The organism is Flavobacterium sp. MEB061 (assembly GCF_000834715.1).
GTDB classification, from domain to species: domain Bacteria; phylum Bacteroidota; class Bacteroidia; order Flavobacteriales; family Flavobacteriaceae; genus Flavobacterium; species Flavobacterium pectinovorum.
On record NZ_JXQR01000015.1, the window covers coordinates 535,187 to 556,553 of the forward strand.

Consider the following 21,367-nt stretch of genomic DNA (forward strand, 5'->3'; position numbering starts at 1 on the left):
TACATAAAAAAATGGAAATAATTAAATTACTACTTTATTCAGATGCCGGAAGCGACATCAACAACATTGCTTTATTGGTTTTTAGAATTTTAATTGCGGTTGAATTGTTCAGGGTTCACGGAATGAAAAAATTCAGGGTCGAAAACGGAGAACGCGAACATGTACCAAATCCGTTGCATTTGCCGGAAAAACTAAATGGTTTAGTTGCCACGTTTTCAGATACTGTTGTGCCCTTTTTTATCATTCTTGGTTTAGGGACAAGATTGTTCATTTTGCCAACAATTGGCGTTACAGCTGTTGGATATTTTGTCGTTCACAGAAAAGATTCTCTTGAAGTTAGAGATGTTCCTTATATATACACCGTCACTTTGCTGTTTTTATTAGCGTTGGGCGCAGGTACTTATTCTTTAGATCATTATATTTTAAATTTACTATAAAACCAATTAAAATCATGCAAACTCAAATCGGAATCAAGCAGGAAAATTTATCAAAAATAGCACATTCATTATGTCAGGTTTTGGCCGATGAATTCATTTTATACACCAAAACCAGAAAAGCACATTGGAATGTTGAAGGGGATGATTTCTATAACAAACATTTGTTTTTTGAAGAACAATACAATCAGATTGATGAAATAATCGATGGCGTTGCAGAAAGAATCAGAATGTTAGGACATTATGCACCGGCGACATTAAAAGAATTTCTGGAATTAACACATCTTACCGAACAAACAAAAGAAAATAACGACAGTAAAGGATTCATCAAAGAGCTTTTAATAGATCATGAAAGTATTATTATACACTTACGTGAAAATATTACAGTTTATGCCAATGAATATCAGGACTTAGGAACAAGTGATTACATTACAGGTTTAATGGAAACACATGAAAAAATGGCGTGGATGTTACGCTCTCATTTAAGATAAATATTAAAATAAATAGTATGGAACAGCCTAAAAGCATTTGGTACATCACATTGCTGCTTACCACCATAGCCGGTTTTTGTGATACGCTCACTTTTGTTGCGGCAGACACTTTATTTTCTGCCCACGTAACAGGAAACTTTATTGTTTTTGCATATCAGGTCATTAACGGAAATGATATTTATGCCTGGATAAAATTATTAACGTTTCCAATATTTATTATTTCAGTAATAATTGGAGGTTATATTGCTTCAAAATCCAGCTTAAAATATAGAATATTGTTTTGGGAAGGCTGCATTTTAACACTCAGCGGATTATTGGCAGTTTTATTCCATTATCTAAAAATGGATAATTTATGGACCATGTATATCATAGCTATGTTAATCGTTTTTGCGATGGGACTGCAAAATGCTTTTGGTAAAATCTTCAGCAAAGAAACCCACGGCCCAACTACCATGATGACCGGAAATGTTACACAGGCAGCTCTTGATATTGGAGCTTTATTAAAATCAAAATTTAAGGACGCCAACAGTCAGTTAAGTTTTAAAAAGCAATTCGTTACCATTGGAGGTTTTTTACTTGGCTGTTTTTTAGGCGCTATTGCCGGAAAAAAATGGGGATTGATACCTGTTTTGATTCCGGGAATATTTATGATTTTTTGCTATTTAAAAAACAATCATATCAAAGTGGAAACAAAGTTATGAGTTAAATAACAGAGCTGCAGGTTATGTATAAAGAAAGTTGCCTTAAAAAATTTCATATACATTTTTGGTTCGTGATCCTGTTCTGGATTACGAATCAAAACCTTTTTATGCAAACCAATGCTATAAACGATCCAGTTTTTATTCATGAAATTGAGCACTCTCAAAAAACAATTGTAAAACTCAATAAAGCTTTCTTTTTTTTTGATTTCACACAGATTTTACTGGCTTTTGATATTTTAAATTATAAAGACATTAAAAAAAGTAATTTTTATCAGGAAACTGCAAAATACCATGTTGTAATAATACTCGGATTACTTTTTTTAATTTTTGTGATCATCTACAAATGTTATAGTTCTAAAAATGAAATAAATAAGGATTTAGTTTTAAAAGAGGAAAAAATTAATGAACAGAGTATAAGCCTAAAAAAACTACTTTTGGATAAAGAATGGCTACTAAAAGAGCTTCATCATCGTGTAAAGAACAATTTACAGGTTGTAATTAGTCTTTTAAACACCCAGTCGGCTTATCTTGAAAATAAAGATGCACTTTTAGCCATACAAGACAGCCAAAACAGGATGTTTGCGATGTCACTGATACATCAAAAACTATATCAAAATGATAATTTATCTACGATAGACATGCACTGGTACATTCCTGAACTTGTAAGTTATTTAAAAACTGTTTTTGATGCAGATCATAAAATTGCTTTTTTGTTAGATATAGATCATGTCGATTTAGATGTGGCGCAGGCTATGCCTTTGGGCTTAATTTTAAATGAAGCCATCATAAACGCCCTAAAATATGCATATCCTGAAACACACAAAGGCGAAGTAAAAATTTTACTAAAAGAAAAGCAGGATAATTTATACCAGCTTATTATTTCGGATAATGGAGTAGGTGTTCCTGATTTTGAGTTAAAAAACAGAAACTCGCTTGGTATGAATTTAATGTACGGATTAAGCAATCAAATTGATGGTTCTTTTGAAGTTGAAAGTAAAAACGGACTTTCGATTATATTAAACTTTAAGAAAAATGGAATCAAATCATAAATAATGAAGGAGAAAATTTTAATTGTTGAGGATGAATTTATTGTTGCAAATGACTTAAAAATGATTTTGGTAAAATCAGGTTACGAAGTTTGCGGAATTGCCGCATCTGTAGAAGAAGCCCGAATTTTGATTGACGCACAAAAACCAAATTGGGTTTTACTCGATATTATTTTAAAAGGAAACCTTACGGGAATTGATCTTGCCTGGGAATTGGAAACCAAAAAAATACCTTTTTTATACATCTCTGCCAATACCAATCATTCTATTTTAAATGCCGTAAAAGAAACCCAGCCTTATGGTTTTTTGGTAAAACCGTTTAGAGAACGTGATTTGTTTGTAATGCTCGACATTGCACGATACAAATACAGCGTAGAAAACGGAAATCTCAATAATGACTCTTCTGTAAAACCTTCATCAAAAGAAAATAAAAAGATAGAAATCATTGGCAAAAACAAAAAACTGCTCGATTTAATGCAAAAAATTGAGATTGTAGCGCCAACAGAAACTTCTGTAATGATTTTGGGAGAAAGCGGAACAGGAAAAGAAAAAATTGCCCGTTTAATTCATTCTTTATCGCCAAAAAAAGCAAAAACTTTGGTGGTTGTAAATTGCGCTGCATTGCCGGAATCCCTGATAGAATCAGAATTATTTGGCCATGAAAAAGGGGCTTTTACCGGAGCAGATACTGTTAGAATTGGAAAATTTGAACAAGCCAACGGAGGAACTATTTTTCTGGATGAAATAGGAGAGCTGCCACTAGATTCGCAGGTAAAATTATTAAGGGTTTTACAGGAAAAAGAAATCGAAAGGCTTGGCGGCGAAAAAACAATCAAACTCGATGTCAGGGTTATTGCGGCCACAAACAGATGTCTTCCGTCTGAAGTTGCCGAAGGAAGATTTAGGCTGGATTTATATTATCGTTTGAATGTTTTTCCTTTAGAATTGCCAGCTCTCAAAGAACGAAAAGAAGATATAGAAGATTTAGCTTATTATTTTCTCCATAAATATGCAGAGAAAGCCAAAAGAAATATCAGAATAATTTCAGATCATGCCTTACGACAACTGCAGCAATACGACTGGCCGGGAAACATTAGAGAATTAGAACATTTGATAGAACGCAGTATTTTACTGGCAACAGGAAATGAAATTACAGGATTTGATATTTCAAATGACATTCCGGCCATAAAAAAAGAAAATGATAACGAAATCTTATCCATGGCAGATATGGAAAAGGAGCATATTTTGAATGTTTTAAAAGCAGCCAACGGAAAAGTATTTGGTCCGGGCGGAGCGGCAGAAATGTTGAAAATTTCGCCTTCAACTTTATATTCAAAAATGAAAAAGCTCAACATAAAACAAGGTTACTTTTAATAAACTAATTTTTAAACGGTAAAATATGTTTTCATTAACCCGAATATACAGCGATGACGCCGGAGAAAGTCATTTTGAAGATGTGATGATTCCGCTTATAGATAAAGGCGAAATTGGATTTCTCTCAGAATCACAGCCTGTCAAGAATATTATTTTCAGAGAAGTTCTGGCTTCATACGATTATAATTTTCATAACGCCCCGCAAAAACAATATATCATTTTGTTGGATGGAGGCGTTGAAATCGAAACTTCTTTGGGAGAAAAAAGAAGTTTTAAAACCGGAGAGATTCTTTTGGTAGAAGACACAACCGGAAAAGGACACAAAACTAAAAATATAGAAAACAAGCCCAGAAAATCTATTTTTATTACGATTTGATGATTAAGTAAATCATTATTGATCTTAAATTTACTTCTTTTTCTGAAATTATAAATATGGACAAAACAGAAGCAATATTAAAATCAATTCAGGAACGCGAAAAAGAACACCATCTTTTACTTTCTTTAAGCAGCAGTTTTGCCAATGTTTCTGCCTACGATGAACTTTCTCCAATTGTAAACGGACAATTAAAAGAGGCATTATCTTTTGATTATTTTGCTATTGGAACAACAGACAGCAGCGAAAAACAATATTATTTGTTTTACCACAACGATCAGAAAATTTTTAGGGCAACGGAGAGAAAATTGTACGATACTCAGGATGATCTTTTTAATATTGCAATGCAATCTGCAGATCCTGTTGTATTCGATAACATTTTTTTAAATAAAAAAACAAAGTCTGATTCTTTTATAGCAAATATAAATTTGCAGGGAATACGCGAAATGGCAGCAATACCTTTGCAATACCATAAAAACAATCCTTCGGTTTTATTTCTTTTCTTTAAAAAAACGCAAAATCTCGACAGAAATGCCATCCGATTGCTTAAAGGTTTGTCGATGCCTTTGGCATTGACGGTTTCTAATATTTTGATCAAACACAAAATAGAAAACAATGGAAATATCTCGTCTCAAAAGATATTTCAATCTATTGATGAAAGTCAGAATCAAAAAACAACCGAAATTATTGGAGAAAGCGCTCAGATCAAAAAAGTAAAAACCCTGATCGGTCAGGTGGCGCCTTCAGACAGCGGCGTTTTGATTTTGGGCGAAAGCGGAACAGGAAAGGAAGTCGTGGCCCGCGAAATTCATTATAATTCATCCAGAAAGAATCAACCGATGATTAAGGTAAATTGTGCTGCAATTCCAGTGAATCTTATCGAAAGTGAATTATTTGGACATGAAAAAGGCAGTTTTACCGGCGCGATAGAAAAAAGAATTGGAAAATTTGAATTGGCCAACAATGGTACTTTGTTTCTGGATGAGATTGGAGATCTTCCTCTGGAAATGCAGACCAAATTACTGCGCACACTTCAGGAAAAGGAAATTGAAAGAATTGGAGGCAAAAAAGCCATAAAAATAAATGTTCGCATTATTGCCGCAACCAATCGTGATTTGCAGCTAGAAATGCTTGAAGGGCGATTTAGAAAAGACTTGTTTTACAGACTAAATATATTCCCAATAATGATTCCGCCACTTCGAAACCGAAAAGAGGATATCGCTGATTTGTGTTTTTATTTCCTGAATAAATACACTCTAAATACCAATAAAAAAAATATCGCATTATCTGCAAATGCTTTAAAAGCAATACAAAACCATTCCTGGCCCGGAAATATCAGAGAACTGGAACATTGTATCGAGCGAAGTATTCTTTTATCAGAAGGGGCAATGATAAACGATGTAAGCTTTTTATCAGAGAGCGAACAAATTCTGGCGCTTAATAATTTTAATGCGTTTCAGGTAAAACCATTAAAAGAAATTGAAAAAGAATACATTCTTAAAATTATAAAAATTTGCAACGGCAGAATTTCCGGTCCAAACGGAGCTGCTGTAAAATTGGAAATTCCTTCGACAACTCTGGTTTCAAAAATGAAAAAACTCGGAATTAAAAAAGAGCACTTTTCTGAATAGAAGCAAGATGTACTAAACCGGTTTTTAAAATGGTCGGTTTTAATGTAAACAATAAAAAAAAACTGGCCGTCCATTTTTAAGAAGCCAGTTTGTTTATTTATTAGTTTTCGGTACTAAAAACGCCGTCCTTTTCTTTAAACGCCCAAACGGCCATTGCTTCGATAACCGGCAACAAACCCTTACCGGAATTACTCAGTTTGTAAGTTACAAAAGGAGGTACGACTGGTTTTGCTTCTCTGATAACAATACCGTCTGCTTCTAATTGTTTCAAATGCTGAATCAGCATTTTTTCGGTTATAGCCGGAATTGTTCTTTTTAATTCGCTGTAACGCATGGTGCCAATCGATAAATGGTGGATAATAATGGGTTTCCAATAACCGCCAATTTTTTCCATTACATAAGTTACCGGACAAGTGTCTAAGGCATATTGCTTGTTTTCCTGTATAGTTGATGATTCTTTAATTGCTGTCATGATGCATACTTTAGGGTAAGTACTTGTATAAAAGTAAGTACAAATATACCTTTGTTTCTATAAATAAAAAACAATTTAAAGATGAAAATTATAATTACAGGTTCTTTAGGGAATATAGGAAAACCATTAGCGCAAAATTTAATTGCTTCGGGACATGATGTTACAGTTGTAAGCAGTAATGCTGACAGAAAATCGGATATAGAAAATTTAGGCGCAAAAGCTGCGATTGGTTCTGTTAGTGATGCTGATTTTTTGGCAGAAACTTTCGCCGGAGCTGATTCCCTTTTTGCGATGACGCCACCAAATTTGGGAGGTTCGAATATAATTTCGAATACCGTAAATGCAGGAAAAGCTTTTGCAGAAGCAATTAATAAAGCAGGAGTAAAGCGTGTTGTTATGTTAAGCAGTATTGGTGCTGATTTAGAAAAAGGAACTGGTCCGATCGCCGGATTGCACCAAATCGAAAAAATATACAATGGATTAGAAAATACAGCGGTGACTTTTTTACGTGCCGGATTTTTCTTTACTAATTTGTATAACGATGTACCAATGATAAAAGGAGCAGGGATTGTGGGAGCTAATTATCCTGCAAGTCTTAAAATACCATTTGTGCATCCAAAAGATATTGCAGCTGCCGCAGCCGAAGAATTACAAAAAGACGCAACCGGAAAAAATATCCGTTATATTATTAGTGACGTGCGTACGCCAAATGATGTTGCCAATGTTTTAGGAAACGCGATTGGTAAAACCGATTTACCATGGATTGAATTTACAGATGAACAATCTCTACAAGGAATGACGCAAGCCGGATTACCGGAAGAAATGGCAGCTATGTACACTGAAATGGGTTCAGGTTTAAGAAGCGGAAAAATTGCAGCGCATTTTTTAAGCAATAATTTCTCTGTTGATGGGAAAATTAAATTAGAAGATTTTGCAAAAGAATTTGCTGAAAAATTTTAATTCATCAAAGTGTAGTCCCTACGGGACAAAAACAATATGAAAAATAATGATTTTCTACCAATATGTTTTCTACCAATATGTAATCTCTCCGAGATATTATTTTTGGTGATTATTCGTTAGAATTTAAATAATGATTTTCTACCAATATGTTTTCTACCAATATGTAATCTCTCCGAGATATTATTTTTGGCGCTTAATATGTTAGTAGTTACATATTGGTTCTATTAATATTTTATCTATCCGAGGTATTATTTCTGGGAATTACTCCGGTAGGAGTTAAATATTGGTAGAATCAATAAATGTACACACATAATATCCCGTAGGGATTACACATATTTGTACTTAAAGTTATGATTTAACATCGTGTTGAAAATCAATGTATTGACAAGGAGTTAGTAGTTTAACGCAACTAAATTGCGTATTTTAAAAGTCACAAATCAGCCCAATTAAAAAAGCCGTCAAATAATTAATTTGACGGCCTTTTTAATAAAATCAAAATTTAATTTCTATGTCGAAAAAGTTAACCCTTTAGCTTTAAAATTACTAAACAAAGTCTGACGGGCACCGCTAACAGTTTCTTCAGTTTTGTAAATACTGCACCAAAATTTGACCTGGATTTTATATTTTCCTTCAGAAATCGAAGTGTAGTAAATTTGCGAAGGTTTGGCGTTATTTACAAGCGGAAGACTTTCCAGCGATTTGTTGATAGTTTCGTTGATGGCTTCGGGAGTTGTTTCGCCGGTTATTTCAATTGAAATATCTACCAGTTTAAAATTATCAGTATATGTCCAGTTCGTAATATTCTGCGATAACAAATTACCATTTGGGATAATAATTTCGGCACCATTTGGCGCATTGATTTTGGTTGTACGCAACCCCATCGATTTTACACGACCGGATTCTGAACTAATATCAATAACATCTCCAATTTGGATTGGTTTATCAAAAATCAAAATAATACCCGATACGAAGTTGTTCACCACGTTTTGAAGTCCAAGTCCAACACCGACACCCAACGCTCCTAAAAGAATGCTTAATTTATCCAGAGGCATTCCTGAAGCGGCTACTGCCAAAAGATATCCAATGATTAAAACAACAAGTCGCGTAATAAGCAATTTTGAGTGTTGTCTTTTGTTGATGTTTTCTTCGTTTTCGTCGTCAATTTCACCAAAAAAGTAAGCGACATATTTTTGAAGTAAATGCGCAACCCAGATGATGATGAAAAACAAAATAATGTTTCCTAGCGTAAAAGTGATGCTTCCAATCGTGTTTGGATGACTAAGTAAAGATCCCAACGAAGTTCGCAGCGATTCCCAGACATTTAAATTTGAAGCAATCACAACAAGCCACATGTAACTGATTACGATGATAAACGGTTTTTTAAGCGTTTCAGATAAATGCTCGTGATCAAAAATCTTTTCGATTCCGCGTTTAACTCTTGTAGTGTAGATCTGTAAAATGATGATTTCAAGAATGATTTTCAAAAGAACACTCAATGCCACAATCTGCGTAAGCGAAATAAAAGCGGTTAAACTTAACATGTTTGAGATTGAAACTCTTCCAAAAATATTGTGCAATATCGAAAGCACATTCAGCCCGATAAAAAGAATCGTAGCCCATTTAAAAAATCCTTTGATGTATAATTGTTCTTTTAAGGTCTTAATTTGTACTAAACCATATCTTATGGCCAAAATATTAATTACGATAAAAGAACAGCGTTGAAATAAGCCTACAGAGATGAATAGATCTAAGAAGCAAAGAATAAAAAACAATCCTAAAAGTAAAAGCCAGTTTCTCATCGAAACTCCAGACCATTGATTTTTGAAAAGTATCGTAAGAAGTCCCAGTAGAATCAGGTGAAGAAACTCAATAAATAATGCCGGAGCATATAAATTACCCACAACGGCAATATTAAGCCCAATTACGGCAACCGGAATGATGATACCTCGGTTTAGATATTTGAAATTAAAAAGCGATAAATTTTCAGCGTGCCCGTTTTCTTTCAGGTATTTCAAATTGCGAGAAATATACCAGCCCAGAATTCCCATAAAAAATAAAAGCGTAATTAATCCACCGGCGCGATAGCTTAGGTAATATGCCGCGACACTTTCTTCGATAATTACTTTTGCACCGATATTCTGAGCGACTTTTTCTTTTGGCACAGAATCGTTGATGCTCCACAAAAATGGATATTCTTTTTTGCGCATGCTGATTCCAGATTGCTCAAGCTTATTGTCAACTGCAATTAAAGCGTTTGAAACCGCAATTTTTCTTTCTACAGTCAATCGTTTGTTGTTGTTTAGTATTCCCTGATTTTTAGTCATCAGGCTGTCTGTAGCTTTATATCTGCTTCTAAGATTGGCAAATTCTTTTTTAAATTGCTTGCGGCGAATCGTATCTTTTATCAGCGTCATCAGGGCTTTATCCTTGCGCAGCTCGATAAATCGGCTCTTGATTTTTTCAAGATTCTGATTTCTCAGGTTGATCGCAGTATTTTGTTCCTCAAGTTCCAGCTGAATCTCTTTTAGAACAATGCGATACATTTGTTGGTTGCGCGCATTTGGGTTTGCGCCTTTCAGGCTGTTTAAAATTAAATCGAGTTTGCTTTGGGTTCTTTTGATTTCACCAAACAAGTGATGACTTGCACCATCAAAATCGGCATCGTTAAAAGCAGTTTCCATAGCGGCACTTGCTTTTTCAATCGCCATCAAATAATCGCTGTCGGTGGCGCTTTCTTCAAATAACTTTGAACGCGTTTCTTTTTTCGGAGTTTCCGTTTTTGGATTTTCCTTTTTTAAAGTGTCCGTTTGCGAATAGGAAAGTGGCGCAAAAAGCAATCCGACAAACAGAGTCAATAAAGCAATAAAACTTCTTTTTAAAATCATAATGTTTTGTGTGAATTTAGGGTTTCCAAATTTAGATTTTTTTGGTAAACTTTCGGTACAAAAATAGAAGATTTAAGGTGAAGTTTATCTTAAGATTTTGATTGAGTTATTGAAAAGAAAAAAGTAAGTTTTTTTTAAGCCGTATTTTTCCTTTTTATACTCAATTTAAAAATGTAACTTTTGTGTAACTTTTTTATAAATATATTGTAAACCAGATTTTTAAAATTAATTACTTAAATATATAATCTAATATTGAATACAAAAAATCCAATTCATAAAAATCGGATTTTTTGTAAGTTTAAAAAAGGGATTTCCGGTACAAGCTTATACTTTAGATTTAATTTTCATCCTCCAAAAACAATAAACTGTTATGGAATTTATACTTGCTAAAATCCAAAGAACGGGACTGCTGAAAAAGCTATAATAATTCCCTCCATTGGGGATTTCGATAAACGGAACTGTTATTAAAGCGTCTAAAAGCAATGCAGTCAACGACATTATAATTCCGAGCAGCAATCCGTGCAGTTTTATTCCGTTTTTATAATAAAATAATGCACTTTCATTTGCATATAATACTATGAATATCATAACTATTACAGCTTGTGATTTAAAGGAACCATTTATTAAAGGAACAAAGCCTAAAATATAAAAAGAAACACTTACGCAAAGCCATACAAAGATACCTGGCAGCAGAATTTTAAGATACTTCATCAGACAAAAACTAGACGTTTACAGCATTCCAGATTCCGGTTTTTGCTGCTTCTTTTGCATAGGCTGAAAAGGCAGTTGCTTTGCGTCCAAGCACCTTTTCAATGTCATTTTTTACCGAAGAATTTCTTCCGTCTAAAACCTGTTCAAATAGATAATTAATCAACCAAATATGATCTTCCGGAACCTGATATTCCTGTAGCATTTGGGTATATTCTTCTAAACTTAAGGCCTGAAATTTAATTTTTTTATTGCTGGCTTCAGCAATTTTGGCAACAGCTTCCGGGAATGTTAACAGTTCAGGACCTGTAAGTTCGTAGGTCTGACCGTTGTGTTTATCCTGCAAAAGACATTCTGTAACAACATCCGCAATATCATTTGCATCTGTAAAAGGTTCGAGTGCTTCTGCTCTTGGCAAGGCCACAAAACCGGCTAATATTGGGTCTAGAAAGAAGCTTTCACTAAAATTTTGATTGAACCAGCTTGCTCTGACAATCGTCCAGTTTTTGGCCGTGTTTTTTACTATTTCTTCACAAACCTGCGCTTCTTCTTCGCCTCTTCCGGATAGTAAAACCATTTTCTGAACGCCAAGTTTTGAAGCTAAAACTGTAAATTTATGAATTATTTCTACTGCTGAAGGAACTGCTAAATCGGGTTGAAAAGTGATGTAAACGGCATCTGTTCCAGTTAAAACAGCGTTCCATGTTTCAGGATTTTCCCAGTCAAAAGGTATTTCTGCAGTACGAGAACCTATTTTAATTTCGACATTTTTATTGTTTTGCAAACGTTCAATTACACGGCTCCCTGTTTTTCCGTTAGCTCCAAGAACTAAAATTTTCTGTGTTTTCATATCAATATTTTTTAAAGTGAATACTGATACAAAGGTGTTTAGTAATGAATCAAATCATTTGTTGCAAAAGAATTATGATTTGTTTGAAAAGCATTTTTGTCTGACGTCATTTGGACGGGTTCCAAATTTTTTAAAGAAGGCATTTGAGAAGGAACTGAGGCTTTCATAACCTACTTCCCAAGCTGCTTCCTGGACTGTTTTGTCAGTATTTTGCAAAAGTTCATAAGCTTTGTTTAGTCGCTCTTCCTGAATGTATTTGAAAACCGGAATGCCAAATAACTCCTTAAAGTTTTTTTTTAACTTGTTGCTGTTAAGTCCAACCATTTTAGAGAGTTGTGTAATCGATGGCGGTTGCGAATAGTTATGTGTTACGATTTCTTTGGCCTGAAATAATTTGTTTTTATCTTTCTCCGAAAAATCACTTTTTTGATCGCTTGACAGTAATCCATAAAAGTGAGAAAGAAGCTCGTTTATCTGGCTTTTCAAAAAGAGCAATCTCGTATTTCCGGTATAAGTTGTATTGAAGATTTTTTGAACAGCAAGCTGCATATCAAGCGTCATATAAAACGAAGGACCTTTTACAAAATGTTCTTTTGGATCTAATAAATCGGGCAAATGTTTCTCAAAAATCTCTTTTTCTGCCTGAGATAATAAGTGCATGTTTTTTAGTTTAGAAAAAATACTAATCGACTGTAAAGGTTTGTCAGGTTCAATTTTATGAGAGAATTCTACCTTCTGATTCCCAAAAAAACAAATCGCCAAACCGGTTGTATTGGTCAGGTATTTGGTTTGCTGGTTGTGTTTTATTTCCAATTCGACATTTCCTGAACCATAAAAAGCAAATCCTACGGCATCACCATCAATTTCACATTTCTGGATGAATATTTTTTCGGCATTCGATTGTTCAATCAAAACAATAAAATCATTCAATTCGATAATATCTGTTGTCATTGTTGGGCTTGTTTTGAATTAAAATTGATTTTAATCTTATGATTTGGTGGAATTTGCAATGCTAATATAAATATATTTTGAAGACGCCCAGATCTTTAAAAATGACTTTTTTTCATTTTTTGATGTTTCAAAATAGCATAGTTGATGTTTCATTCTATAAAATGAAACCTATTTGTAAGATTTTGTGTAAGAGTTATTTATAATTTAGGGGAACCAAAAATGAAGTGTTGACCGGATTGTTTCAACTCTGTTTGTATTGTTTTGAGGATTTAAATTTAACCTAATTATTAAATACAAAATAATATTTATGTCTCTTCCCAACGAATTATATAACTCAAAATTTGCCGAATATATAGAATCCCTAAAGATCTTGTATTTGATAGATGATAAATTTAAAACCATGTGCGATGATTATTGTGATAGCAAAGCAAATACTGAAAAATACCGGAAAAAGTTTGAAAAAGACTTCCGCCATAAATTAGAATTCGAAAATTTATCAAAAGAATTAGAAGAAGAAATACTGATTTATCTTATCAGAAAAGAATAATAACAAAAACCCATAAATCAAGAATTGAAAATCAAGTAGAATCAAAGAATAAAATAAATTATGAAAAAAGGACTTTTTATAATAGTGGTATTTAGTACTGTTTTTATTGTTTTATCCTGTAAAAAGGACAAAAAAGATGAAAATTTTGCCGAAGTAGTAAAATCAACCGCTTCAGATTCAATTGCAGCAACAGATATTGGCTGGCCGCGTGAGGTAAGCCTCAATGGATCAAAATTGGTTTATTATCAGCCACAGGTTGATCAATGGAAAGATTTTAAGGAAATAACAGCAGATGTTGCCTTTTCTCTTACTCCAAAAGGAGGGAAAGAGGTTTTGGGCGTTGCTTCTATGAAATCAGAAACGCTGGTAGATAAAGATACCAGAAATGTGTTTCTTAAAAATGTGACAGTTACAGACGTGAGATTTCCTGCTCTTGATGAAAAATCAGAACCACAAATGGAAAAACTCTTCAAAGAACTGATTCCAAAAGGAGGAAACCCAATTGCCTTAGATCGTATTATGGCAGATTTAAGCCATACCAACAATCCGCCAAAAGGTGTGGCTGTAAAAAATGACCCTCCGGAGATTTTTTACAGTGCTAATCCATCAATTTTACTGATTGTTCAGGGCGAACCCGTTTTGGCACCAATAGAAAAAACAAACCTGAGTTATGTGGTAAATACAAACTGGGATTTGTTTTTTGATAAACCTTCAAAAAAATACTATTTATTGGTCGAAAATGTATGGCTTACTGCCACAGATTTGAAAGGAAAATGGGCAAAAACACAAAGCCTGCCAAAGGAAATGAGTAAGTTACCTTCTGGTCAAAATTTTGATGATGTCAAAAAAATGGTTCCACCTCCAACGGCAAATGTAAATCTGGAGGTTTTCTTTAGCAATAAACCCGCAGAACTTATTGCAGTAAATGGCGCTCCCAAATTTGTAAAAATACCGGGAACTCAATTGATGTATATTGATAATACGGATAATGATGTTTTTGCTGATGAAAAAGACGGACAATATTATGTTCTGCTATCAGGAAGATGGTTTAAATCTAAAGAATTAACCGGGCCATGGAGTTATGCCACGACTAGTTTACCTGCAGATTTTGCAAAAATCCCAAAAGATTCTCCCCGTGCAAGCGTATTACCTTCCGTACCCGGAACTCAGGAGGCGTCTGATGCCGTACTACTGGCTCAGGTACCTACAACGGCAATCGTAAAAAAAGCTGATGCCGAAGCTAAAGCAAAGGTAAATTACGATGGAGCACCACAGTTTAAGCCAATTGAGGGAACGTCGCTTCAATATGCGAGCAATACGCAGGAAAAAGTAATAAAGGTTGGAGATTTGTATTATCTGTGCTTTCAGGCAGTTTGGTTTATGTCTACAACTCCCAATGGTCCATGGAAAGTTACAAATTCAGTTCCCACAGAGATTTATACTATTCCGCCAAGCTCTCCGGTTTATAATGTTACGTATGTTACCCAGACAAATGTTACAGATACAACCGTAGAAAGCAGTACAACAGCAGGTTATTTTGGTGCTTTTATTGTTGGGGCTATGTTTGGAGCTATATTGACTTACGGAACAGGGTTTTACTATCCGCCGTATTTTTATTATGGTCCAATGTATCCAATCTATCGTCCATGGCCTTGTACGTACGGTGTTGGAGCAGTTTATAACCCCTGGACAGGCGGCTGGGCGGCTGGAAGAGCAGTTTATGGCCCATACGGATCGGCAGGAAGTGCTGCATGGTACAATCCCGCAACCGGAAGATATGGACGTGCAGCGAGCGTACAAGGCTGGTATGGTGGTCGTACAGTGGCGCATTCTTATAATCCGTGGACAGGAAATTACGGTGCTACAGCGCAGGGACATAACGCGTATGCACAATGGGGACATTCTGCTGCATCAAATGGACACGATTGGGTGCAGTCAGGACACGTAACTACAAGAAGGGGAACTGTAGTTGGTTATCAAACTTCGGGTGGAAAAGAGGGTGTAATTACGCATCACAGAGGTGGAGGAACTACTGTACGTACGGATAATGGACTATATGCCGGACATGACGGTCATGTCTATAAAAAAGACGCCAACGGAAACTGGAGCCATTATAATAACGGAAACGGAGGCTGGACTCAGGCCGGAACTTTAGGATCTACGCAACATTCGGGAGATAAAATTCAGAATGCGGGAAATAAAATTCAAAATAATAATCTGCAAAAACAAGACAGAGTTTTAGGTGAACCCAATAAACCACTTGGTGAAGCAGGTCATTCCAATACAATTGACGGTCTAAATCATTCTGATTTTGCAAGGGACAGAGGAGAAACACAAACTCGAAATTTTCAAAATTTACAGCGAAGCGGCGGAGTTAATGGCGGCGGCTTTAGAAATGGTGGAGGTTTTAGAGGCGGAGGCGGTTTTAGAGGACGCAGATAAAAATACTTTATACTTTATTTTGGTTAGGTTAGTTATTGGCAACAGAGTTTAGAATTCATCTTCTAAACTCTGTTTTTTTTAATCTATATCTGTTGAAATTCAACGTATTCCAATATAGCCCACGGTTTCAACCGTGGGAGACGTATGATAAACACATCACGAACATCTCATGAAAACGCAATAAAGAAAAACATAACGTGATAATGGATTGCGCTCCAACGGTTGAAACCACTGGCTATGTTTGCTATGATTGCGTTAATGTGTTGTTTTTTTAATAGTTATTCCTAAGTTCTAATTCAGCAATAATCTGCTTTTTCATTGTGGTATGAACATAATCTTTTGTTTCAGCGTACGAAACATTGTATTTGCGTTGAATATCTTGTAAATGAACAGGAAAAGGAGCAAGGATTTTATCATAATAAACATCAAGTTCGCTTTCATTTGGCATTTCAAACTTTAATCTTATTTGAAATCTTCTCAATAAAGCGGTATCAATGTTGTGATAATGGTTTGTTGCACAGATAAGTAAACTTTCGCTTGGAAAATAATCCATTAACTGAATAATGGTGTTTACGAGACGTTTCATTTCTGCAACATCTTTGTCTTCGCTATCACGGCTTTTTCCTATCTGATCAAATTCATCTAAAAATAAAACTGCTTTTTCGCGAATTGCTTTGTCAAAAATAGCTTTTACATTTTTAGAAGTTTCCCCAATTCGCGCATTAATTAAAGTACTTAAATTGATGATCACGATATTTTTGTTCAAAGCTGTAGCAATCGCTTTTGCAGTTGTCGTCTTGCCACAACCGGAATGCCCGTGTAGCAGTATCTTATTGTCAACCTGAAGATTATATTTTTTTAATTCGTCAAGATATTGATGCTCTTTGATGGTTTGCAATAAGGCAACTTTGTTTTCATCACTAAAAAGCAAATCATTCAAAGCAATTTTTTCAGTATCGTTTACGGTAAGTTCGTATAGATTCATTTGGATTTTATTTGCTGCAAAATTAGATTTTATTCTGCAATATTCTCATTCCATATTTCTTTTCCTAAAAACCGGTTTCCAAAGATAGAAGTTCCTATTCTAACCAAATTGGAACCTTCGGCTATAGCCAATCCCAAATCCTGTGACATTCCCATAGAAAGCTTCAAATCGGTTATTCCTGTTGTTTTTTCAGTATAAATATCATCTCTTATTTCTCTTAAAAGGCGAAGTGACGGCAGCATTTTTTCTTTTTCTACATCTAAAAGGCCAATTGTTATTAATCCTTTGATTTTTAAAGTGTCATACTTTTTTATTTCCTTGATAAAAGGAATTACTTCTGCAGGAGATAATCCAAATTTACTTTCTTCAAATGACGTATTGACTTGTATAAAAACATCCAGATTTCGGTTTTCTTTTTGCAATTGTTTATGTAATTCCTGCGCAAGATTCAACCGGTCCAAAGACTGAATGCAGGTTACGTATTTCAAAACGTCTTTTATTTTGTTGGTTTGCAAATAGCCCAATAAAATGCCGTTCGATATTTAAATCCTTTAATTCAGCATCTTTATCTCGGAATTCCTGCATTTTATTTTCGCCAATTAAGCTTTCTCCGGCTTCAATTGCAATTCTGATTTTTGCTGCAGAAACAGTTTTAGTGGCCAGTAAAAGCTGAACATCTGATGCTTGTCTGCCAGAAGCTTTACAGGCATTTTCGATACGAGCGTGAACCTGTTTCAAATTATATAGTATCTCTTCTTTCATAGCACAAAATTACAAATCATCTGGAACGTGTTTATGATCCAGTTTGTACTATTCTATACAGTCCAGTTTTGAGGTGATTTTTCTGTTTTAAAAATTATAGCTGGACCAGTAAGCTCGTATAAATGATAAAACTGGATGATTTAATGGTTAGGTATCCTGACTAATTTTGTCTCAGAAAATAAGTTTAACTAAAAACAAATCAAATGAGTAAATCAATTTTTTATCACGCAGGCTGCCCGGTTTGTGTAAGCGCAGAACACGACATTTTAAATTTAGTTAAAGATGTTGAAGTAGTTAATATTGGAGAAGACAGATTCCGAATTGCCGAAGCTCAAAAAGCAGGTATTCAATCTGTTCCGGCTTTGGTAACGCCAAACGGAAATGTATTGCACATTAATTTTGGGGCGTCTATGGCAGATGTAATTGGGTAAATAAAATACCTCTCTGGACTATTACAGAGAGGTTTTTATATCATTTTAAGAAAAATAAATTATTAGAAATATATAAATATAACATTATGAAAGTAGCAGTATGGGATACTTATGTAACCCGAAAAGACGGAAAAGTGATGCATTTTGATATTCTCGTTGATGAAAATACAGATGATGCCAACAAGATTTATGAATTTGGAAGAACTTATCTTAAATCTGTTTTACAAGAAGGTCAGCCTTTGAGCTCAAACGAATGTAGATTTTGCCATATTGATAAAGCGCCAGATGAAGTTGAAAATGAGATTCTTAAAAACGGATTTTCTATTATTGAAATGGAGAATTGTTATTAAGTTAATTGCTTATGTTTTAAAATCTGCGTGAAATAAAAATCTATCCTATAATCTGTGACTAAAGCTCCAGCGGATTAATCTTATAGATTGGAAGTTTGGGGGCTTTCAGTCTATTTTATTTGTTATTATTATGAAAAATATTTTTGATTTAGAGATTCAAAACAGCAATGTTGAAGGGAAAATTGTGGCTGGATTTGAGCGTTTGTCACAGGTTTTCAAAGTTTTGTTGTGGGAAAAGGCAAAGAAATATGATTTGAGCCCAATACAGATTCAGCTTTTGATATTTATAAAGTACCATTCTAAAAATAAATCGACCGTAAGTTATTTGGCAAAAGAATTTAATTTGACAAAAGCCACTGTAAGCGATACGGTTAAGATTTTGGAACACAAACAATACATATCTAAAGAAATACAGCCTAGCGATTCCAGAAGTTACACAGTTGCATTAACGCCGAAAGGCCTGGAAATGGTGCTTTTAATCGAAGACTTTACAGATCCGTTATACGATATGGTGGGTTCAACAAGTAAAAATGATAAATTGATTTTGTGGAGAACTATTAGTTCGTTGCTTCAGCACTTGAACCATTTGCAGATTATTAATCTTCAGAATACGTGTTCTAATTGTCATTATTATTCTGAAGAAAATAAAGTAAAATATTGTCAGTTGATGAATATCAAATTAGAATCAGATGATATTAGAATAGATTGTTCTGATCATAAACCTACCATCTGGACACAAATAGTATAATCAATTTTAAACACAAATTTCAATACTTAGCTTCGTTTGTGAAATTAATTTCACAAACGAAAATTAGTGGCAATTAGTGAAATTCGTGTTGTTTTATACTTATGTTCTGGCAGTAGGATCATAAACCTGCGCATTTATAGCAATTTTGAAAGTGCTATAATTCCTTCTTCCATTTGTTGTTCGGTTAAAGAAGCATATCCCAATCTAAAACCCGAAACAGGGTTTCCATAACTAAATTTTTCAGGATCCATTAGTTTTATGCCTTTGCTTAGCAATTTTTCACAAACTGCTTTTGTATCAGTTTTAGCATTTGGAACCATCCAAAAAGCCAAACCGCCTTCTGGTTTTGTAAAGGTAACTTTGTCCTTAAGATGCTGATTGCAAAGCGTTTCGAACAAATCTCTTTTTGTTTTATAAATAAGGTTTGTTTTTTTTAGATGTCTTTTGATTTTTCCTTCGTTTATAAGATTCAAAATAGCTTCTTCCATAATATTATCTCCTTGAACATCAATCATTTTACGGTGTTTGGCTACTTTTTGAACAATTTCTGCCGAACTTGCCAAATAGCCAATTCTTAACGCCGGAGCGACAATTTTGCTTAATGTACCAATGTAAATGAAGTTTTCGGCGTTGCTGTAACTGGAAATAGGCAAAATAGGACGCTGACCAAAGTGAAATTCGTTATCGTAATCATCTTCAATAATTGTAAAACCGTATTGATTAGAGAGTTCTATAAGTTTCAATCTTTTCTTTAAACTCATCGTAACCGTTGTTGGAAATTGATGATGCGGTGTAACATAAATGGCTTTTATGGTATTGTATTTTTTTAAATACGCTTCGACTTCGTCTACGTTTAGGCCGTCTGAGTCAATATTTACGGGAAGCAAATTTGCTCCTGCATTTTCAAAAGCTTCCCAGGCAGGTTTATATCCGGGATTTTCAATCATCATATAATCACCATTTGTAAACAGAGAATGTGCCGCCAGATACATCGCCATCTGACTCCCGCGGGTAATGCAAATTTGATCCGGAGAAACATTCATTCCTCTTTTAAAATTTAGCATTTGCACTATGGCTTTTCTAAACTCAATATCACCAAGTTCGTTGCTGTAACCCATTATTTGCCAACGTGATTTTCTGTTAAAAATTTCTCTGTAGGCACGAGCCAGATCATTCATAGGAGCGAGACGGCTGTCCGGAAGTCCATCATCAAAAACAAGATGCGGTTTTGTTTCTTCAATAATTACAGTAGTTTTTTCCTGATTTTTTGCACTTCGAATAACCTCTGGCAATATATCGGCGATAAAAGTTCCCTTTCGATCCATCGTAATTAACCAGCCTTCGGCAATTAAAACATCAAGTGCTTCGATTACTGTATTTCTGTTTACGCTTAATAAACCTGCAAGCTGTCTGCTTCCGGGTAAAGTGTTGCCACTGCTTAAGTTACCGGATTTAATGGCATTAATTATAGCATCGGCAATTTGCAGATAAAGTGCTTTATCTGATTTTTTATTCAACTGAATTTCAAATTCCCAAGGTCGTAACATCTGGACTATTTGTTTATGTTTGAAAGTTGCAAAACTAATAGTCCAAATTTACATTTTTTATACCAATTCCAACAATTTTTCGGTAGTGATTACTTCTGCAAATTCGCCATTTAAACTGGCTAAAGAGGTTTGGTGAATTAATTCCGAATCGAATTTTTCTCCATTTATCCCAATTCGGTCAAAAGTGGCGGTGGCATCGGCGATAAGCAAATTGTCGTATCCGTAATTTCCTGCCATTCTGGTTGTTGTAGAAACGCAATGATTGGTGGTTAAGCCCACAATAACAAGGGTTGTGATTTTTTGATTATCGAGCCTTTCTTTTAAATCTGTTCCGATGAAGGCGCTATTGACGTTTTTTACGATTACGGGTTCACCGTCAATTGGTTTTGCTTCCTCTTTGATCTCAAACCCCGGGTTTGAGGCGTGAAGTTTTGAATTTGGATGCACAGAACTATGAACAATATGAAAAACAGGCAGTTGAAGTGACCTCCATTTTTCAAGAATTTGAGCAATTTTAGCTTCGGCATCTTTATTATTTCGGTTACCACCCCAGAAATCTTCGTCATTAAAACCTTTTTGAACATCAATTAAAATTAATGCTGCATTTTTTTCTCTAAGTTTCATTTGTATTTTTTTTTTAAGTGTTTGATTGTGTTTGTTTTAACACATAGAAACGTAG

Annotated in this window: 21 protein-coding genes and 1 pseudogene; 13 read left to right on the top strand and 9 right to left on the bottom strand. The window is 34.5% G+C overall.

Annotated features, from left to right (window positions below):
- Positions 1–11 precede the first annotated feature (11 nt).
- From RT99_RS09625 to RT99_RS09655, 7 genes are all read left to right on the top strand, one after another.
- Positions 12–437 carry a DoxX family protein gene (locus RT99_RS09625; protein WP_042564498.1) on the top strand — a complete coding sequence of 142 codons (426 nt, stop codon included), beginning with the start codon at positions 12–14 and terminating at the stop codon, positions 435–437.
- 14 nt (positions 438–451) lie between these two features.
- A complete protein-coding gene (locus RT99_RS09630) occupies positions 452–925 on the top strand; it encodes a Dps family protein (RefSeq protein ID WP_042564499.1) in 474 nt (157 codons plus the stop codon).
- A gap of 17 nt (positions 926–942) precedes the next feature.
- Positions 943–1,626 (top strand): YoaK family protein, encoded by a 684-nt coding sequence (locus RT99_RS09635; protein WP_042564500.1) that lies wholly within the window; start codon positions 943–945, stop codon positions 1,624–1,626.
- Between the two features lie 107 nt (positions 1,627–1,733).
- Positions 1,734–2,675, top strand: coding sequence for a sensor histidine kinase (locus tag RT99_RS09640; protein WP_052483636.1), 942 nt, complete (start codon positions 1,734–1,736; stop codon positions 2,673–2,675).
- 3 nt (positions 2,676–2,678) lie between these two features.
- Positions 2,679–4,046, top strand: a complete 1,368-nt coding sequence (locus RT99_RS09645) for a sigma-54 dependent transcriptional regulator (protein ID WP_042564501.1) — start codon at positions 2,679–2,681, stop codon at positions 4,044–4,046.
- Positions 4,047–4,071: 25 nt separating this feature from the next.
- Positions 4,072–4,422: a hypothetical protein gene (locus RT99_RS09650; RefSeq protein ID WP_042564502.1), complete on the top strand. Its 351-nt coding sequence runs from the start codon at positions 4,072–4,074 to the stop codon at positions 4,420–4,422.
- Between the two features lie 56 nt (positions 4,423–4,478).
- Complete coding sequence (locus RT99_RS09655) at positions 4,479–6,050, top strand: sigma-54-dependent Fis family transcriptional regulator (protein WP_042564503.1); 1,572 nt, start codon at positions 4,479–4,481, stop codon at positions 6,048–6,050.
- Positions 6,051–6,150: 100 nt separating this feature from the next.
- Here the strand turns inward: RT99_RS09655 and RT99_RS09660 are convergent, their stop codons facing one another.
- Entirely contained in the window at positions 6,151–6,522 is a 372-nt protein-coding gene (locus tag RT99_RS09660; RefSeq protein WP_042564504.1) for a helix-turn-helix domain-containing protein, read from the bottom strand.
- Between the two features lie 81 nt (positions 6,523–6,603).
- Here RT99_RS09660 and RT99_RS09665 point away from each other — a divergent pair, with 81 nt between their 5' ends.
- Entirely contained in the window at positions 6,604–7,482 is an 879-nt protein-coding gene (locus tag RT99_RS09665; RefSeq protein ID WP_042564505.1) for an NAD(P)H-binding protein, read from the top strand.
- A 506-nt stretch (positions 7,483–7,988) separates the two neighbouring features.
- Here the strand turns inward: RT99_RS09665 and RT99_RS09670 are convergent.
- From RT99_RS09670 to RT99_RS09685, 4 genes are all read right to left on the bottom strand, one after another.
- Positions 7,989–10,367 carry a mechanosensitive ion channel family protein gene (locus RT99_RS09670; protein ID WP_082036939.1) on the bottom strand — a complete coding sequence of 793 codons (2,379 nt, stop codon included), beginning with the start codon at positions 10,365–10,367 and terminating at the stop codon, positions 7,989–7,991.
- A gap of 324 nt (positions 10,368–10,691) precedes the next feature.
- Complete coding sequence (locus tag RT99_RS09675) at positions 10,692–10,955, bottom strand: DUF5367 family protein (RefSeq protein WP_131494911.1); 264 nt, start codon at positions 10,953–10,955, stop codon at positions 10,692–10,694.
- A 133-nt stretch (positions 10,956–11,088) separates the two neighbouring features.
- A complete protein-coding gene (locus tag RT99_RS09680) occupies positions 11,089–11,925 on the bottom strand; it encodes an SDR family oxidoreductase (RefSeq protein WP_042564507.1) in 837 nt (278 codons plus the stop codon).
- A 72-nt stretch (positions 11,926–11,997) separates the two neighbouring features.
- On the bottom strand, positions 11,998–12,876 hold the full coding sequence (locus RT99_RS09685) for an AraC family transcriptional regulator (protein ID WP_042564508.1): 879 nt from the start codon (positions 12,874–12,876) through the stop codon (positions 11,998–12,000).
- A 376-nt stretch (positions 12,877–13,252) separates the two neighbouring features.
- Here RT99_RS09685 and RT99_RS09690 point away from each other — a divergent pair, with 376 nt between their 5' ends.
- The gene (locus tag RT99_RS09690) at positions 13,253–13,423 is read left to right on the top strand and encodes a hypothetical protein (protein WP_242607182.1); all 171 of its coding nucleotides are present in this window, start codon (positions 13,253–13,255) and stop codon (positions 13,421–13,423) included.
- Between the two features lie 60 nt (positions 13,424–13,483).
- Entirely contained in the window at positions 13,484–15,865 is a 2,382-nt protein-coding gene (locus RT99_RS09695) for a hypothetical protein (protein WP_042564510.1), read from the top strand.
- A 271-nt stretch (positions 15,866–16,136) separates the two neighbouring features.
- On the opposite strand, the gene RT99_RS09700 is transcribed toward RT99_RS09695, so the two are convergent.
- Positions 16,137–16,850: an AAA family ATPase gene (locus tag RT99_RS09700; RefSeq protein WP_042564511.1), complete on the bottom strand. Its 714-nt coding sequence runs from the start codon at positions 16,848–16,850 to the stop codon at positions 16,137–16,139.
- Between the two features lie 29 nt (positions 16,851–16,879).
- Positions 16,880–17,612: pseudogene (locus tag RT99_RS09705) on the bottom strand (YggS family pyridoxal phosphate-dependent enzyme).
- A gap of 203 nt (positions 17,613–17,815) precedes the next feature.
- Here RT99_RS09705 and RT99_RS09710 point away from each other — a divergent pair.
- The 3 genes from RT99_RS09710 (at position 17,816) to RT99_RS09720 (ending at position 19,141) form a co-directional block, all read left to right on the top strand.
- Entirely contained in the window at positions 17,816–18,043 is a 228-nt protein-coding gene (locus RT99_RS09710; RefSeq protein ID WP_042564512.1) for a thioredoxin, read from the top strand.
- Positions 18,044–18,129: 86 nt separating this feature from the next.
- Positions 18,130–18,393, top strand: coding sequence for a DUF2024 family protein (locus RT99_RS09715; protein WP_042564513.1), 264 nt, complete (start codon positions 18,130–18,132; stop codon positions 18,391–18,393).
- 130 nt (positions 18,394–18,523) lie between these two features.
- Entirely contained in the window at positions 18,524–19,141 is a 618-nt protein-coding gene (locus RT99_RS09720) for a MarR family winged helix-turn-helix transcriptional regulator (protein WP_042564514.1), read from the top strand.
- Between the two features lie 134 nt (positions 19,142–19,275).
- On the opposite strand, the gene RT99_RS09725 is transcribed toward RT99_RS09720, so the two are convergent.
- A complete protein-coding gene (locus RT99_RS09725) occupies positions 19,276–20,688 on the bottom strand; it encodes a PLP-dependent aminotransferase family protein (protein ID WP_042564515.1) in 1,413 nt (470 codons plus the stop codon).
- A gap of 57 nt (positions 20,689–20,745) precedes the next feature.
- Entirely contained in the window at positions 20,746–21,312 is a 567-nt protein-coding gene (locus RT99_RS09730) for a cysteine hydrolase family protein (RefSeq protein WP_042564516.1), read from the bottom strand.
- Positions 21,313–21,367: the final 55 nt, after the last annotated feature.